This is a genomic window from Pseudomonas sp. ATCC 43928, from assembly GCF_005938665.2.
Taxonomy (GTDB): domain Bacteria; phylum Pseudomonadota; class Gammaproteobacteria; order Pseudomonadales; family Pseudomonadaceae; genus Aquipseudomonas.
On the sequence record NZ_CP041753.1, the window covers coordinates 5,545,338 to 5,559,393 of the forward strand.

Here is a 14,056-nt window from a genome sequence, read left to right on the forward strand (position 1 = left end):
ATAGTGTTACCGCCAGGCACGAGATTGGTTGCACAGGGTTCCCCATAGCAAAGCCCGTACCAGACCGCTCGCTAAAGCGATTCAGCGACAGGTCAATAGCAAAACTTTCAACCTTGCGACATCTTCTTAACTGATCAACCGATGGCGCACTCGAACCTCGCACACAATGAGAGCGCACGCACAACAATGGAGCAGACATGACCGAGCCCCTGATTCTTCAACCCGTCAAGCCCGCAGATGCCTGCGTAATCTGGCTGCATGGGCTGGGTGCCGACCGCTACGATTTTTTGCCGGTAGCTGAAGCGCTACAGGAAAACCTGCTCACTACCCGTTTCGTTTTGCCCCAGGCTCCGACCCGCGCCGTCACCATTAATGGTGGCTACGAGATGCCAAGCTGGTACGACATATTGGCCATGAGCCCGGCACGCGCCATCAGCCGCGAGCAGTTGGAGGAGTCCGCGCAACGGGTCGTGGATTTGATTGAAGCGCAGAAGGCCTGCGGAATAGACGCCTCGCGGATCTTTCTCGCCGGTTTTTCCCAGGGCGGCGCCGTGGTTTTGCACACAGCCTTCCTGAAATGGCAGGGACCGTTGGGCGGTGTACTTGCGCTCTCGACTTATGCCCCGACATTCAGCGATGAACTGGAGCTTTCCGCCAGCCAGCAGCGCATTCCCGTGTTGTCGTTGCATGGTCAGTATGATGACGTCGTGCAAAACTCCATGGGCCGGACCGCCTACGAGTATTTAAAGCAGCATGGTGTCACCGTGACATGGCAGGAATACCCAATGGGCCACGAAGTGTTACCCGAAGAAATTCGCGACATCGGCGTCTGGCTCGCCGAGCGTTTGCGCTAAAAGCTACCCTTTGATCCATCGCACTACGCCGCGCCCGATTCTTGCATTACACTGGCCGGCGTACATTCCTTAACCAATTGATGAGATGACCGTGCTCAAAGCACTCAAGAAAATGTTCGGTAAAAGCGAGGCTGAGCAGCTCGCGCCAGGCTCCAGCGCTCCTTCTCATACCCCCAGCCACCGTACCGACGGTAATCAGCCTGGCCGGACCGCAACCGTAGCGGCACCGAAACACGAGCCGGTGACCACACCGACCGCCCCCTCTGCTCCGGCCATTGCCTCTGAACAGCCGCTCAGCGAAGCCCCGAAACCGGCAAAACCACGCCGCGAACCGAAGCCAAAGGCGCCGGTCATCCCCTGGAAACTCGAAGACTTCGTCGTCGAACCCCAGGAAGGCAAAACCCGCTTCCACGATTTCAAACTCGCCCCCGAACTGATGCACGCCATTCAGGACCTGGGCTTTCCTTATTGCACGCCGATCCAGGCGCAGGTGCTTGGCTTCACCCTCGCGGGCAAAGACGCCATCGGTCGCGCCCAGACCGGTACCGGCAAAACCGCCGCGTTCCTGATTTCGATCATCACGCAGCTGCTGCAAACCCCGCCGCCCAAAGAACGCTACATGGGTGAACCGCGAGCACTGATCATCGCCCCGACCCGGGAACTGGTAGTGCAAATCGCCAAGGACGCGGCCGACCTGACCAAGTACACCGGCCTCAACGTCATGACGTTTGTCGGCGGCATGGACTTCGACAAGCAGCTCAAGCACCTCGAAGCCCGTCACTGCGACATCCTCGTGGCCACTCCGGGCCGCTTGCTCGACTTCAACCAGCGCGGCGACGTGCACCTGGACATGGTCGAAGTCATGGTGCTGGACGAAGCCGACCGGATGCTCGACATGGGTTTCATCCCGCAAGTGCGTCAGATCATTCGCCAGACTCCACCGAAGAACGAACGTCAGACGCTGCTGTTCTCCGCGACCTTCACCGACGACGTGATGAACCTGGCCAAGCAATGGACCACCGACCCGTCGATCGTCGAGATCGAAGCGCAGAACGTGGCCAGCGAAAACGTCGAGCAACACATCTACGCAGTGGCCGGCGCCGACAAGTACAAACTGCTCTATAACCTGGTCAACGATAACGGCTGGGAACGGGTGATGGTCTTCGCCAACCGCAAGGACGAAGTGCGGCGCATCGAAGAACGCCTGGTGCGCGATGGCGTCAACGCCGCGCAACTGTCCGGCGATGTGCCGCAGCACAAGCGCATCAAGACCCTGGAAGGTTTCCGCGAAGGCAAGATCCGGGTTTTGGTCGCCACCGATGTGGCCGGTCGCGGCATTCACATCGACGGCATCAGCCACGTGATCAACTTCACCCTGCCGGAAGTCCCGGACGACTACGTGCACCGCATCGGTCGTACTGGCCGTGCCGGCGCCGATGGTGTGTCCATCAGCTTTGCCGGTGAAGACGACTCCTACCAGCTACCGTCCATCGAGGCGCTGCTGGGTCGCAAGATCAGTTGTGAAACGCCACCGACGCATCTGCTGCGGGCGGTTGAGCGCAAGCGCCCATAACACGGGTCGCAGAATAAAAGGCGCAGCCGGAAACGGACTGCGCTTTTTTTTCGTCCGGTTTTTTCAACAGGAGCTTGCTCGACACAACTAAAAGTCCATAATGGACAAATTAGTTTACTTTCCGAACCCGGAGCCGACCATGCCCAGCACGCCTTACATGATCACCCAACCCCAGGCCTGCGAACTGCTGGCGCAAGTCGACGTGCCGCAGATCCTGCGCAAGCTGTTCCGCGACCTGGCCGCCGGGCAAGCCGTGCAACCGGCCCAGCAGTTGGTGGAATTCCCGAAAGGTGCCGGGGACTTCATCAACTACTTGGGCGTGCTGGCCGAAGATGGCGTGTATGGCGTCAAGACATCGCCCTACATCGTGCGTGAACAAGGCCCATTGGTGACCGCCTGGACGCTGTTGATGTCGATGCAGACCGGCCAGCCGCTGCTGCTCTGCGATGCCGGTGAACTGACCACCGCACGCACCGCGGCGACGACGGCGGTGGCGGTCGATGCCCTCGCACCGCTGAAGGCCCAACGCCTGGCGATCATCGGCAGCGGCAAGGTGGCCCAGGCGCACCTGCACTACGTGAAGAACCTGCGAGACTGGCAAAGCATCAGCCTGTATTCACCGAGCTTGCGCGGCAAGAACGCCGAGGCGCTGGCGCAACTCGAAAGCCTCGATCCACGGCTGACCCTCGCCGACAGTTGCGAAACCGCGATTCAAGACGCCGATGTGATCATGCTTTGTACTTCGTCCGCCGGCCCGGTGATCGACCCGTCCATGTTGAGCAAACCGGCACTGATCACGTCCATCAGCACCAATGCTCCGCGTGCCCATGAAGTGCCGCCACAGAGCCTCAATGACATGCAGGTATTCTGCGACTATCGCCAGACCACCCCGGGCTCGGCCGGCGAAATGCTGATCGCCGGTGAACAGCATGGCTGGGACAAGCGCTCGATAGTCGGCGACCTGCCCGACTTGCTCAGCGGAAAAGTGCAGCGCCCGGACTACGACCGACCTGTGTTCTTCCGCTCCATCGGCCTGGGCCTGGAAGACATCGCACTGGCCAATGCCATTTACCGCCTACTGGGCTAACACCCGTTCCCACAGGGATCCCCAACAATTTCGGCATTTACGCCCCATCAGGAGACGTTCATGAGCCAGGCAGACTTCATCATTATCGGCGGCGGGATTGCCGGTGCTTCCACCGGTTTCTGGCTGTCGCAGCACGGACGGGTGATTGTGCTCGAGCGCGAATCCCATCCAGCCTATCACTCCACCGGACGCTCGGCGGCGCTCTACACCGCCGCCTACGGCACGCCCCAGGTTCGGGCATTGACCCTGGCCAGCCGCGATTTCTTCGATGCACCACCGCCCGGTTTCTGCGAACACCCGCTGCTGACCCCGCGCGGTGAGATGACCGTCGACTTCACGGGCGATCCGGCCGAGCTGAACAATCAATACCTGAGCGCCAAAGCCACCGTGCCGCAGATGCAACTGCTCAGCGCCGACGAAGCCTGTGCGCGTCTGCCGATCCTGCGTCGGGAAAAAGTCCATGGCGCGATCTACGACCCAACCGCCAGCGACATCGATACCGATGCCCTGCACCAAGGCTATCTGCGCGGTATCCGGCGCAATAAAGGCGAGGTGCATACCGACAGTGAAGTGCTGAGCCTGGCCCGGGATACCGAAGGGCTATGGCAGGTTCAAACCGCCACTCAGACCTTCAGCGCCCCGATCATCATCAACGCCGCCGGCGCCTGGGCCGACAAGGTTGGCGAGCTGGCCGGTGCACGGCCTCTGGGCCTGCAACCCAAGCGCCGGGCAGCCTTTATCTTCGCCGGCCCCGAGGGCCTGGATAGCCATGACTGGCCAATGCTGGTCAGTCTCGATGAATCGTTCTACATGAAACCCGACGCCGGCATGTTCCTCGGCTCACCGGCCAACGCCGATCCGGTGGAACCGCACGACGTGCAGCCCGAAGAACTGGACATCGCCATGGGCATCTACCAGATCGAAGAGGCCACCACCCTGACCATCCGCCGCCCGACCCGCACCTGGGCCGGCTTGCGCAGTTTCGTGCACGACGGGGATTTGCTGTCCGGCTTCGATCAACACGTACCGGGCCTGTTCTGGGTGGCGGGACAAGGCGGCTACGGCATCCAGACGTCACCGGCCATGGGCCAGGCCAGTGCTGCACTGGTACGCGGCGAAGCCTTGCCCGAACAGCTCACCCGTTTCGGTCTGGACGCCGCGATGCTCTCCCCCGCCCGCCTGGGTTGATCCTGATCCTCAGGTGACGTGCCCACACGATTGCGGCAAACTTCCAGTGCCCCTTTTTAAAGGGGCACTGACGCTGGCCTGGAGCTCCACTGTATGAACGCACCTGAAAAAAACTCGGCCCTGGACAATGTGTCCATGGACAACTTCCGCGCGATTGCCGATGCCATCGCCACGTTGTTCTTCCCTCACGCCGAGGTGGTGCTGCACGACCTGCGCACACAAAAGGTCGACTACATCGCCAACAACCTGTCCAAACGGGAAATTGGAGACGACTCGTCGCTGGAGGACATGCTCAGCGAAGAGGTCAGTGAACGAAACATCGGGCCGTACGAAAAGCTCAACTGGGACGGCCAGAAGATTCGCAGCCTCAGCAGCGTGCTGCGCGACAGCGAAGGGCAACCGCTGGCAGTGCTGTGCATCAACCTGAATATCTCGTTGTTCGAGAACGCGAAGGCGGCGCTGGATTTGTTCCTGTCGCCGACCAAGCTGATTCCGCAACCGGACTCACTGTTTCGCGATGACTGGCAGGAACGGATCAACACTTTTCTGCATGCCTGGCTGCGCGAGCGCCAGTTGAGCCTGAATGTGCTGACCCGCGACCACAAACGCGAACTGGTGCTGGCGCTGCACGCCGAAGGCGCCTTCAAAGGCAAAAGCGCCTCCAACTACGTGGCCAATGTGCTGAACATGGGCCGGGCGACGGTGTACAAGCATTTGAAGGAATTGAAGGAATTGAAGGGCTGAAAATCAAAAGATCGCAGGCTGCGCCAGCTCCTACAGAGAAATGTGGTCCTCTTTAGGAGCTGCCGAAGGCTGCGATCTTTTTCCGATCAATCGCCGTAGATGTCGGACTTGAAGTACTTCTCCGAAATCTTCTGGTATTCGCCATTGGCGCGAATGCCGTCGATGGCCGCGTTCAGTTCACTGACCAACTCGGTGTTGCCCTTGCGCACGGCAATCCCGGCGCCCTCACCCACGTATTTCGGATCCTTGAGTTCCGGCCCGACAAAGGCGTAACCCTTGCCACGCGGCATCGACAGGAAGTCATTCAATGGAATGGTGTCGGCAAAAATGGCATCGAGGCGACCTGCCGCCAGGTCCATGTAGATTTCTTCGTTGTTGCCGTAACGTTTGACGTTGATGCCCTTCGGTTCGAAAACCTCGGCGGCGTAACGATCCGTGGTGGTTGCGCGCTGTACGCCGACCGTCTTGCCCTTGAGGCTGGCGTACTGGTCATCGACCGCCGCGCCTTCCTTCATCACCAGTCGCGATGAGGTGAAGTAGTACTTGTGGGTGAAATCCACCGACTTCTTACGGTCTTCATTGATGGTCATGGACGACAGCGCCATGTCGATTTTCTTCACTTTGAGGGAAGGAATCAGACCGTCGAATTCGCCTTCGACCCATACACACTTGACCTTCATCTGCGCGCACAGGGCGTTGCCGATGTCGTAGTCGAAACCGACAATTTCACCTTTGTCGGTTTTCGATGCGAACGGCGGATAAGCCGCTTCAATACCGATACGCAGGCTTTTCTCGGCAGCGAACACGCTACTGCACGCCAACAGGCTCAGGGCCAGACCGGTGATGAGGGGGAATTTCTTCATGTTCGTTCTCTCGCGGGTTGTTGTTGGTTTGGCAAGACAGAAGAAAAAGCTGAAACAGGGAACGCCTTTTTTGTACTTATAAATCCATACTGGACTTTTATGTATTAACCGTCAATCGGGCGCATACAGATCTTCCCGCCTCTGGTCGGGAGGGGAATCAGTGGATTTTTGGGTGATGCAGAAGGCCTCTTCGCGGACAAGTCGGACCGCGAAGGCGTATTCGAAAGCACTGGAGGAATTACTGCTTCCAGCGATCCGCCGCCGCATGATCGCTGTCACGCCCTTCAACCCAGCGCGCGCCATCACTGGTGTTTTCTTTCTTCCAGAATGGCGCGCGGGTTTTCAGGTAGTCCATGACAAAGGCGCAGGCATCGAACGCTGCCTGACGGTGGGCGCTGGCGGCACCGACGAAGACGATCGGCTCGCCCGGCTCCAGCGCGCCGATGCGATGCAGCACTTCCAGCTTCAACAGCGGCCAGCGCTGCTCGGCCTCCGCGGCAATCTTGCCCAGGGCTTTTTCGGTCATGCCCGGGTAGTGCTCCAGAAACATCCCGGCGACGTCGAGGCCGTCATTGAAGTCGCGTACGTAGCCGACAAAACTCACCACCGCACCGACGCCCACATTGGCTGCGTGCATGGCGTTGACCTCAGCGCCCGGGTCGAACGGCGTGGGCTGCACACGAATCGCCATGGCTCAGCCCCCGGTCACAGTTGGAAAGAAAGCCACTTCATCGCCATCGCCGACTGGCTCATCGAGCTGGCAGAGGTCTTCATTGCGGGCGCACATCAGGTTCTGCTCGCTCAACACTTCGGCGCCTTCACGTTGGGCCAGCAGTGCACGCACATCGTCGACCGTGGCGAAATCACCTTCAACCTTCACCGAATCCACGCCGAGCGCCTCACGGTAGCGGGCAAAAAACTTCACGGTCACGTTCATGGCTGCTCCGCCTGAAAATGGCCGCTCTTGCCGCCGAGTTTTTCCAGCAGCCGCACGCTCTCGATGGTCATGCCGCGGTCCACGGCCTTGCACATGTCATAGATGGTCAACGCCGCGACACTGGCGGCGGTCAGCGCTTCCATCTCGACACCGGTCTGCCCGGACAACTTGCAGCGCGCCACGATGCGCACGGTGTCGTCGCCTTCGGCACTGAGTTCGACCTTGACGCCGGTGAGCATCAACGGATGGCACAGAGGAATCAGATCGCTGGTTTTCTTCGCCGCCTGGATGCCGGCGATCCGCGCCACGGCGAACACATCACCCTTGGGATGACCGCCGCTGACGATCAACTGCAGGGTTTCGGGCAGCATGCGCACCAGCGCTTGGGCCGTCGCTTCGCGGAACGTCACGGCTTTTTCGGTGACGTCGACCATATTGGCGCGACCTTGGGAATCGAGATGAGTCAGCACAGCGTTACTCCTGATCAGGAGCATCGATTGTAAACCTGCGGGTCAATTTTCCGCACGCACGATTATCCGATCACCACAGGGGAAAGTGTTGCTCATAAAAAAACCGGGCGACTTTGAGGTCGCCCGGTTCTGTGGTGAGGGTTACAGATGCGATTCGGCGTATTCGGCCAGAATCGAACGTGGCACCCCTTGCAGGGTGATGTGTACACCGTTGGGGAAGTCTTTGAAGCGTTCGGTCAGGTACGTCAGCCCGGAGCTGGTCGCGGACAGGTAAGGGGTGTCGATCTGCGCCAGGTTGCCCAGGCACACCACTTTGGAACCGGCGCCAGCACGGGTGATGATGGTTTTCATCTGGTGCGGCGTGAGGTTCTGGCATTCATCGATCAGGATCAGGCTCTGCTGGAAGCTACGGCCTCGAATGTAGTTGAGGGATTTGAACTGCAACGGCACTTTGCTGAGGATGTAGTCGACGCTGCCATGGGTGTTTTCGTCATCCATGTGCAAGGCTTCGAGGTTGTCGGTGATGGCGCCCAGCCAAGGCTCCATCTTTTCCGCTTCGGTGCCGGGCAGGAAACCGATTTCCTGGTCGAGCCCCTGCACGCTGCGGGTGGCAATGATGCGCCGGTAGCGTTTGCTGACCATGGTCTGCTCGATGGCCGCCGCCAGGGCCAGGATGGTTTTACCGGAACCGGCCGCGCCGGACAGGTTCACCAGATGAATGTCCGGATCGAGCAAGGCGTACAGCGCCAGGCTTTGATAGATGTCACGCGGTTTCAGGCCCCAGGCTTCCTGGTGCAACAGAGGCTCCTGATGCAGGTCGAGGATCAACAATTTGTCGACCTGGATTTCCTTGATCCAGCCGACAAAGCCCTGTTCGTCGATGATGAACTCGTTAACGTGCACGGCTGGCAGGTTGTCGATCAGCTGCACCTGATGCCAGGTGCGACCATGATCCTGCCGGGTTTCGACTTTACTCACCCGGTCCCAGAAGGAGCCGGTCATGTTGTGGTAACCGTTGGGCAGCAACGAAACGTCGTCGACCAGTTGGTCGGTACTGTAGTCCTCGGCCGCGATCCCACAAGCCCGGGCCTTGAGGCGCATGTTGATGTCTTTTGTGACCAGCACCACGGGCAGTTTTGCATCACGCGCGCGCAGGTCGATCAGCTGGTTGATGATGATGTTGTCGTTCAGGTGCTCGGGCAGAATGATGTTCGGCTCGGCACGCTTGCTCATCAGAATTGACAGCAAGCCCTTGGGCCCGCCCTTGCCACGCTGGATCGGAACGCCGAGTTCGACGTCTTCGGGGCTGGCATCGCCCAGGGTCTTGTCGATCAGCCGAATGGCCTGGCGGCATTCCGCTGCAACGCTGTGAGGCCCGCTCTTGAGCTTGTCCAGCTCTTCAAGCACGGTCATCGGGATCGCGACGTGGTGTTCTTCGAAGTTAAGCAGGGCGTTTGGATCGTGAATCAATACGTTGGTATCGAGTACATAAAGGATTGGCTGGTTGGAAGGGCTACGTCCGTGATCATCCATACTCGGTCACCTTTGTGGGAGCCAGTCGACGCAATACCATGACAGTGCTGCGCCTCGAAGTGGCCACCGAAATCACCTGCTCAGACTCAAGTGATTGCAACCCAAACGGAGTCTTGGAAGACGCCACCTGTGTTGCAGGTTTCGGCGGTCTGTCTTCGTAATACTCCAAAACACATGACAGAAAAAAGCACTTTGACGTTTTTTTGAAGTTTATTTTTCAGAATGACCAATAGCACTTGGCGGACTGCCAGCACCCCGCTAAAGTCGGAAGTCCGCCTGCATCGAAATCTCCTCCAAAAACGTCCCTACCTCAATGTTTACGGGCTTTCCCCGTTTCAGCGAAACGCGTCCTGACAGTTTTCCCAACCGATCCCGCTTGGCGCCGTTTGCGTGATGAGCCAGGGCATCGCGGTTTTCAGCGCGTCCTGCTTCACATTGAAGTTGATCACCCCGTGCCGCCACAGCAGCATCAGGGTCAGCACCCGTTGCGCACTCTGGCTGCCCTTGAGCTTGCCGGCGCCGTCCTGGGCATCGATGTCCCACAGTGCCACCTGCAAACCCTGAGACCTGAAGAAGCCTTCAGCATCGGACCGACGCTGGCCATCGGGCGGACGAAACAGCGGCACGTAATTCTCCGGCAGCTTGCCCTTGACCAGCTCGGCGCTGCGCCGCACCGAGTCCTGCCAGTCTTGCCAGTGGCTGTGGGAACGGAACTCCCAACCCTGCACACCAACGCATTGCTGCGAATAGGTCCCTTGCAGGCTGGTCGCCGAACCTTCAGCCAGACGGGCCTGGATGTCCTTGCCGAGGACGAAGAACGTCGCGCTCATGTTCGATTTGCGCAGGTACTCGGTGACCCAGGCAGTGTTATCCGGCACGGCATTGGCAGCGCTGTCGAAAGTCAGCAGGAACAGGCGATCATTCATGGCATCGCCATTGCGCTCATAGTCGCCAAAACGATCGACTTCGCTGCTGGTCTGCGGGAACAGCGCCGCCTTGCGCAATTGCTCGTCCAGATACTGGGCGTGGAACAACCGGCTCGGCTCGGCCCACTTGATGTAGTAGCTGTCGTTGCTGATCTGAAACTTGGCCGCTTGCTCACGCAAGGTATCCATGTCCTCGACGAGGAAACAGAAAGAGGCATCCTGATCGCAACTCTGCTGGGCGAAGTTGTAGTTGCTCAGCAACCGCTGCCACATGCGCTGGCGCAGCTGGTTGACCGACTCCAGATTGACGGTGCGCAGGCCCAGGCGTTGAGCCAGGCTTGCTTCATCGAGCGATTCGCTGGCGAGCAGGACGCGGGCGAACATGAGGATTTCGGCCCGGGAGGCAACGTCGAACAGGGTCGGGTTGCTGAGCCGCTCAGGCCAGGTGCTGCGATCCAGCGTCGCCACATCGCCCGGCGCCGCCTGGGCGACGAAACTCAACAGCGAGGCGAAGAATAGAAAAACGATACGCAATGGGATGTCTCCATAACAAAACCCGCGCGGCACTATAGCCGATAGCGTTCAAATTCCCGCATCTGCGCCGAACTCATTGTGGCGAGGGAGCTTGCTCCCGTTGGGCTGCGAAGCAGCCCCAAACCGACAAATACTTTCTCTGGATAAAACCATGCGCCTGTATTGCGACCGCTTCGCGCTCGAGCGGGAGCAAGCTCCCTCGCCACAGGATCTTCTTCTGCCACAAAACCTGGCGACACCACCGATCACCTATGACACCCATAGCTGGAGTCAACACAGACAACCCCCTAGAATCGCCCCCACGATTAAAGGAGACGACTTCATGCTGATGGTGATTTCCCCCGCCAAGACCCTCGATTACGAAACACCGCCGGCGACCCAGCGCTTCACTCAGCCGCAATACCTCGACCACTCCCAGGAACTGATCCTGCAACTGCGCGACCTGACACCGGCGCAGATCAGCGAGCTGATGCACGTCTCCGACAAGATTGGCGGCCTCAATGCCGCACGTTTCGGCAGCTGGACCCCGGCCTTCACCCCTGCCAACGCCAAGCAGGCCTTGCTGGCATTCAAGGGTGACGTGTACACCGGCCTGAATGCACAAACCTTCAGCGAAGCCGACTTCGATTACGCCCAGCAGCACTTGCGCATGCTCTCCGGCCTGTACGGCCTGCTTCGCCCTCTGGACCTGATGCAGCCCTATCGGCTGGAGATGGGCACCAAGCTGGCCAATGCCCGTGGCAAGGATCTGTATGCCTTCTGGGGCACGCGGATCAGCGAATGGCTGAACGAAGCGCTGGCCGATCAGGGCGACGATGTACTGCTGAACCTGGCCTCCAACGAATACTTCTCGGCGGTCAAACGCAGCGCCTTGAACGCGCGCATCATCAATACCGAGTTCAAGGATTTGAAGAACGGCCAGTACAAAATCATCAGCTTCTACGCGAAAAAGGCCCGCGGGATGATGAGCCGCTTCGTCATCGAAGAACGCATCAATGACCCGGTCGCCCTCAAGCAGTTCGATGTTCAGGGTTATCGCTACAGCAACGAACAGTCTAAACCGGACAATCTGGTGTTCCTGCGCGATCACGCACCGGAGTAACCAGACCCGCACTCAATTCGCGCACGACACCAACAACTTCGTCGTGCGCTACCCCTTCGATCCTCGAACAATCCCCGCCCTTTTCGCCGACTTATTGGCGCCAAAAAACAAGCACTCGATTTTCTAACTTTTGTTTCACTCGACTTTGCTGATTTTTTTCAGTAGTGGCACTGAAAATTTTTGTGAGTAGTGGCAAAAAAGTACCCAAGGCAATAATCACCCTATATATAAAGGGCGAAACGGCAAGTGCTATCAATATGAAAGCAGTGCCATCTTTTTCAATATTTCAAGAAATTCCAGAAATCGCGATGGGTGGACTGGAACTATGTCCAAATGCGTCGCTCATACCACCCGTAACGATTCTCTCGGCGAACGTACGAGATAACTTACACAGAGAAGCGGTCCCGATAGCGAAGTTGTCATATTAACTTGAACTTATGGATCACTTGTTTGGGCAACACATGAAGGACAGGAGATAACGCATCATTAATATCCCCTACAAGGCCACGGCTGCGCCCCTATAAACGTGCTCACCCGAGCACCCAACCGCTTGATTTACGGGCTTCTGGCCTGGCATTGAGCGCGCAAGACCTTTGCACGAACGTCCTCTGATTAGAGGGTCGGCTGCATAACAGGGCACGTCATAACAATAAGGCCTGGTTGCGCACTTCTTGAGTGCACTTATTTAGACACTCGGAACTTAGTATGCCTGCACCCGGCATTGTGACGCCTTTAAGGCCGCACTTGCGAGTGCATTATGACCGCTGAACACCATTAACTCCGGCCATGTAATGGCTTGTTGAACACAGTCTTGATTAACTGAGAGGTAAATGCGATGCGCATCAGCATATTTGGTTTGGGTTACGTCGGTGCAGTCTGTGCCGGTTGCCTGTCTGCACGGGGCCATGACGTCGTTGGCGTCGATGTTGCCAAAGACAAGATCGATATGATCAACGCCGGTCGTTCGCCGATCGTTGAACCTGGCCTGGGCGAACTTCTGAAACAGGGCATCGAGACTGGCCGCCTGCGCGGCACGACCAACTTCGCCGAGGCGATTCGCGACACCGACCTGTCGATGATCTGCGTCGGCACGCCGAGCAAAAAGAACGGCGACCTGGAACTGAACTACATCGAGGCTGTGTGCCGCGAAATCGGTTTTGTTCTGCGTGACAAAACCACCCGCCACACCATCGTCGTGCGCAGCACTGTGTTGCCGGGCACCGTGGCAAACGTGGTCATCCCGATTCTCGAAGACTGCTCCGGCAAGAAAGCAGGCGTCGACTTCGGCGTTGCCGTGAACCCTGAGTTCCTGCGTGAAAGCACCGCGATCGCCGACTACGACCAGCCGCCAATGACCGTCATCGGCGAGTTCGACAAGGCTTCGGGCGACGTTCTGCAATCGCTGTACGAAGAACTCGACGCACCGATCATCCGCAAGGACATCGCCGTTGCCGAGATGATCAAGTACACCTGCAACGTGTGGCACGCCACCAAGGTGACCTTCGCCAACGAGATCGGCAACATCGCCAAGGCTGTCGGCGTCGATGGTCGTGAAGTGATGGAAGTGGTCTGCCAGGACAAGACACTGAACCTGTCCCAGTACTACATGCGTCCTGGCTTCGCATTCGGCGGCTCCTGCCTGCCGAAAGATGTGCGCGCCCTGACCTACCGCGCCGGTTCCCTGGACGTCGAAGCACCACTGCTCAACTCGCTGATGCGCAGTAACGAGTCCCAGGTGCAGAACGCGTTCGACATCGTCTCCAGCCACGACAAACGCAAAGTCGCCCTGCTGGGCCTGAGCTTCAAGGCCGGCACCGACGACCTGCGCGAAAGCCCGCTGGTCGATCTGGCGGAAATGTTGATCGGCAAGGGCTACGACCTGAGCATCTACGACAGCAACGTCGAGTACGCCCGTGTCCACGGTGCGAACAAGGATTACATCGAGTCGAAGATCCCTCACGTCTCGTCCTTGCTCAACTCGAACTTCGAGGAAGTGATCAACAACTCCGACGTGATCATCCTCGGCAACCGTGATGAGAAATTCCGCGCCCTGGCACTGGAAGCACCGCACGGCAAGCAAGTGGTCGACCTAGTCGGCTTCATGTCTCAAGCCACCAGCGTCAGCAAGCGCACCGAAGGTATCTGCTGGTAACACGCCTGTAGGAGCTGTCGAGTGAAACGAGGCTGCGATCTTTCCCAGCTCACTTGAATCCCAAGCGAAAGATCAAAAGATCGCAGGCTTCGC

General features: G+C 58.6%; 13 protein-coding genes. 7 read left to right on the top strand and 6 right to left on the bottom strand.

Features of this window, described 5'->3' with window-relative positions:
- Positions 1–197: 197 nt before the first annotated feature.
- From FFH90_RS25480 to FFH90_RS25500, 5 genes are all read left to right on the top strand, one after another.
- The gene (locus FFH90_RS25480; protein WP_111454311.1) at positions 198–854 is read left to right on the top strand and encodes an alpha/beta hydrolase; all 657 of its coding nucleotides are present in this window, start codon (positions 198–200) and stop codon (positions 852–854) included.
- Positions 855–939: 85 nt separating this feature from the next.
- The gene (gene rhlB / locus FFH90_RS25485; protein WP_138866284.1) at positions 940–2,427 is read left to right on the top strand and encodes an ATP-dependent RNA helicase RhlB; all 1,488 of its coding nucleotides are present in this window, start codon (positions 940–942) and stop codon (positions 2,425–2,427) included.
- Between the two features lie 139 nt (positions 2,428–2,566).
- Positions 2,567–3,514 carry an ornithine cyclodeaminase family protein gene (locus FFH90_RS25490; protein WP_177431113.1) on the top strand — a complete coding sequence of 316 codons (948 nt, stop codon included), beginning with the start codon at positions 2,567–2,569 and terminating at the stop codon, positions 3,512–3,514.
- Positions 3,515–3,574: 60 nt separating this feature from the next.
- Positions 3,575–4,702: an FAD-binding oxidoreductase gene (locus FFH90_RS25495; RefSeq protein WP_064620178.1), complete on the top strand. Its 1,128-nt coding sequence runs from the start codon at positions 3,575–3,577 to the stop codon at positions 4,700–4,702.
- Between the two features lie 93 nt (positions 4,703–4,795).
- Positions 4,796–5,446: a transcriptional regulator gene (locus tag FFH90_RS25500; RefSeq protein ID WP_138866285.1), complete on the top strand. Its 651-nt coding sequence runs from the start codon at positions 4,796–4,798 to the stop codon at positions 5,444–5,446.
- Between the two features lie 86 nt (positions 5,447–5,532).
- On the opposite strand, the gene FFH90_RS25505 is transcribed toward FFH90_RS25500, so the two are convergent.
- The 6 genes from FFH90_RS25505 to FFH90_RS25530 form a co-directional block, all read right to left on the bottom strand.
- Positions 5,533–6,309 carry an ABC transporter substrate-binding protein gene (locus tag FFH90_RS25505; RefSeq protein WP_138866286.1) on the bottom strand — a complete coding sequence of 259 codons (777 nt, stop codon included), beginning with the start codon at positions 6,307–6,309 and terminating at the stop codon, positions 5,533–5,535.
- Positions 6,310–6,547: 238 nt separating this feature from the next.
- Positions 6,548–7,000 (bottom strand): molybdopterin synthase catalytic subunit MoaE, encoded by a 453-nt coding sequence (gene moaE, locus FFH90_RS25510; RefSeq protein ID WP_018927117.1) that lies wholly within the window; start codon positions 6,998–7,000, stop codon positions 6,548–6,550.
- Between the two features lie 3 nt (positions 7,001–7,003).
- Positions 7,004–7,246 carry a molybdopterin converting factor subunit 1 gene (gene moaD / locus FFH90_RS25515; RefSeq protein WP_018927118.1) on the bottom strand — a complete coding sequence of 81 codons (243 nt, stop codon included), beginning with the start codon at positions 7,244–7,246 and terminating at the stop codon, positions 7,004–7,006.
- Positions 7,243–7,716, bottom strand: a complete 474-nt coding sequence (moaC, locus tag FFH90_RS25520; RefSeq protein WP_028940343.1) for a cyclic pyranopterin monophosphate synthase MoaC — start codon at positions 7,714–7,716, stop codon at positions 7,243–7,245. The genes moaD and moaC overlap by 4 nt, the downstream gene beginning before the upstream one ends.
- A 141-nt stretch (positions 7,717–7,857) precedes the next feature.
- Complete coding sequence (locus tag FFH90_RS25525) at positions 7,858–9,249, bottom strand: PhoH family protein (protein WP_018927120.1); 1,392 nt, start codon at positions 9,247–9,249, stop codon at positions 7,858–7,860.
- 335 nt (positions 9,250–9,584) lie between these two features.
- Positions 9,585–10,709 carry a polysaccharide deacetylase family protein gene (locus FFH90_RS25530; protein WP_018927121.1) on the bottom strand — a complete coding sequence of 375 codons (1,125 nt, stop codon included), beginning with the start codon at positions 10,707–10,709 and terminating at the stop codon, positions 9,585–9,587.
- A 322-nt stretch (positions 10,710–11,031) separates the two neighbouring features.
- On the opposite strand from FFH90_RS25530, the gene yaaA reads away from it, so the two are divergent.
- Positions 11,032–11,811, top strand: coding sequence for a peroxide stress protein YaaA (yaaA, locus tag FFH90_RS25535; RefSeq protein WP_111454313.1), 780 nt, complete (start codon positions 11,032–11,034; stop codon positions 11,809–11,811).
- Between the two features lie 835 nt (positions 11,812–12,646).
- A complete protein-coding gene (locus FFH90_RS25540) occupies positions 12,647–13,963 on the top strand; it encodes a nucleotide sugar dehydrogenase (RefSeq protein ID WP_064620187.1) in 1,317 nt (438 codons plus the stop codon).
- The last annotated feature ends 93 nt before the right edge of the window (positions 13,964–14,056 follow it).

Coding starts and splice junctions, on each gene's coding strand:
- FFH90_RS25480 (WP_111454311.1), top strand. CDS start 198: ATGACCGAGCCCCTGATTCTTCAACCCGTCAAGCCCGCAGATGCCTGC.
- rhlB (WP_138866284.1), top strand. CDS start 940: ATGACCGTGCTCAAAGCACTCAAGAAAATGTTCGGTAAAAGCGAGGCT.
- FFH90_RS25490 (WP_177431113.1), top strand. CDS start 2,567: ATGCCCAGCACGCCTTACATGATCACCCAACCCCAGGCCTGCGAACTG.
- FFH90_RS25495 (WP_064620178.1), top strand. CDS start 3,575: ATGAGCCAGGCAGACTTCATCATTATCGGCGGCGGGATTGCCGGTGCT.
- FFH90_RS25500 (WP_138866285.1), top strand. CDS start 4,796: ATGAACGCACCTGAAAAAAACTCGGCCCTGGACAATGTGTCCATGGAC.
- FFH90_RS25505 (WP_138866286.1), bottom strand. CDS start 6,309: ATGAAGAAATTCCCCCTCATCACCGGTCTGGCCCTGAGCCTGTTGGCG.
- moaE (WP_018927117.1), bottom strand. CDS start 7,000: ATGGCGATTCGTGTGCAGCCCACGCCGTTCGACCCGGGCGCTGAGGTC.
- moaD (WP_018927118.1), bottom strand. CDS start 7,246: ATGAACGTGACCGTGAAGTTTTTTGCCCGCTACCGTGAGGCGCTCGGC.
- FFH90_RS25525 (WP_018927120.1), bottom strand. CDS start 9,249: ATGGATGATCACGGACGTAGCCCTTCCAACCAGCCAATCCTTTATGTA.
- yaaA (WP_111454313.1), top strand. CDS start 11,032: ATGCTGATGGTGATTTCCCCCGCCAAGACCCTCGATTACGAAACACCG.
- FFH90_RS25540 (WP_064620187.1), top strand. CDS start 12,647: ATGCGCATCAGCATATTTGGTTTGGGTTACGTCGGTGCAGTCTGTGCC.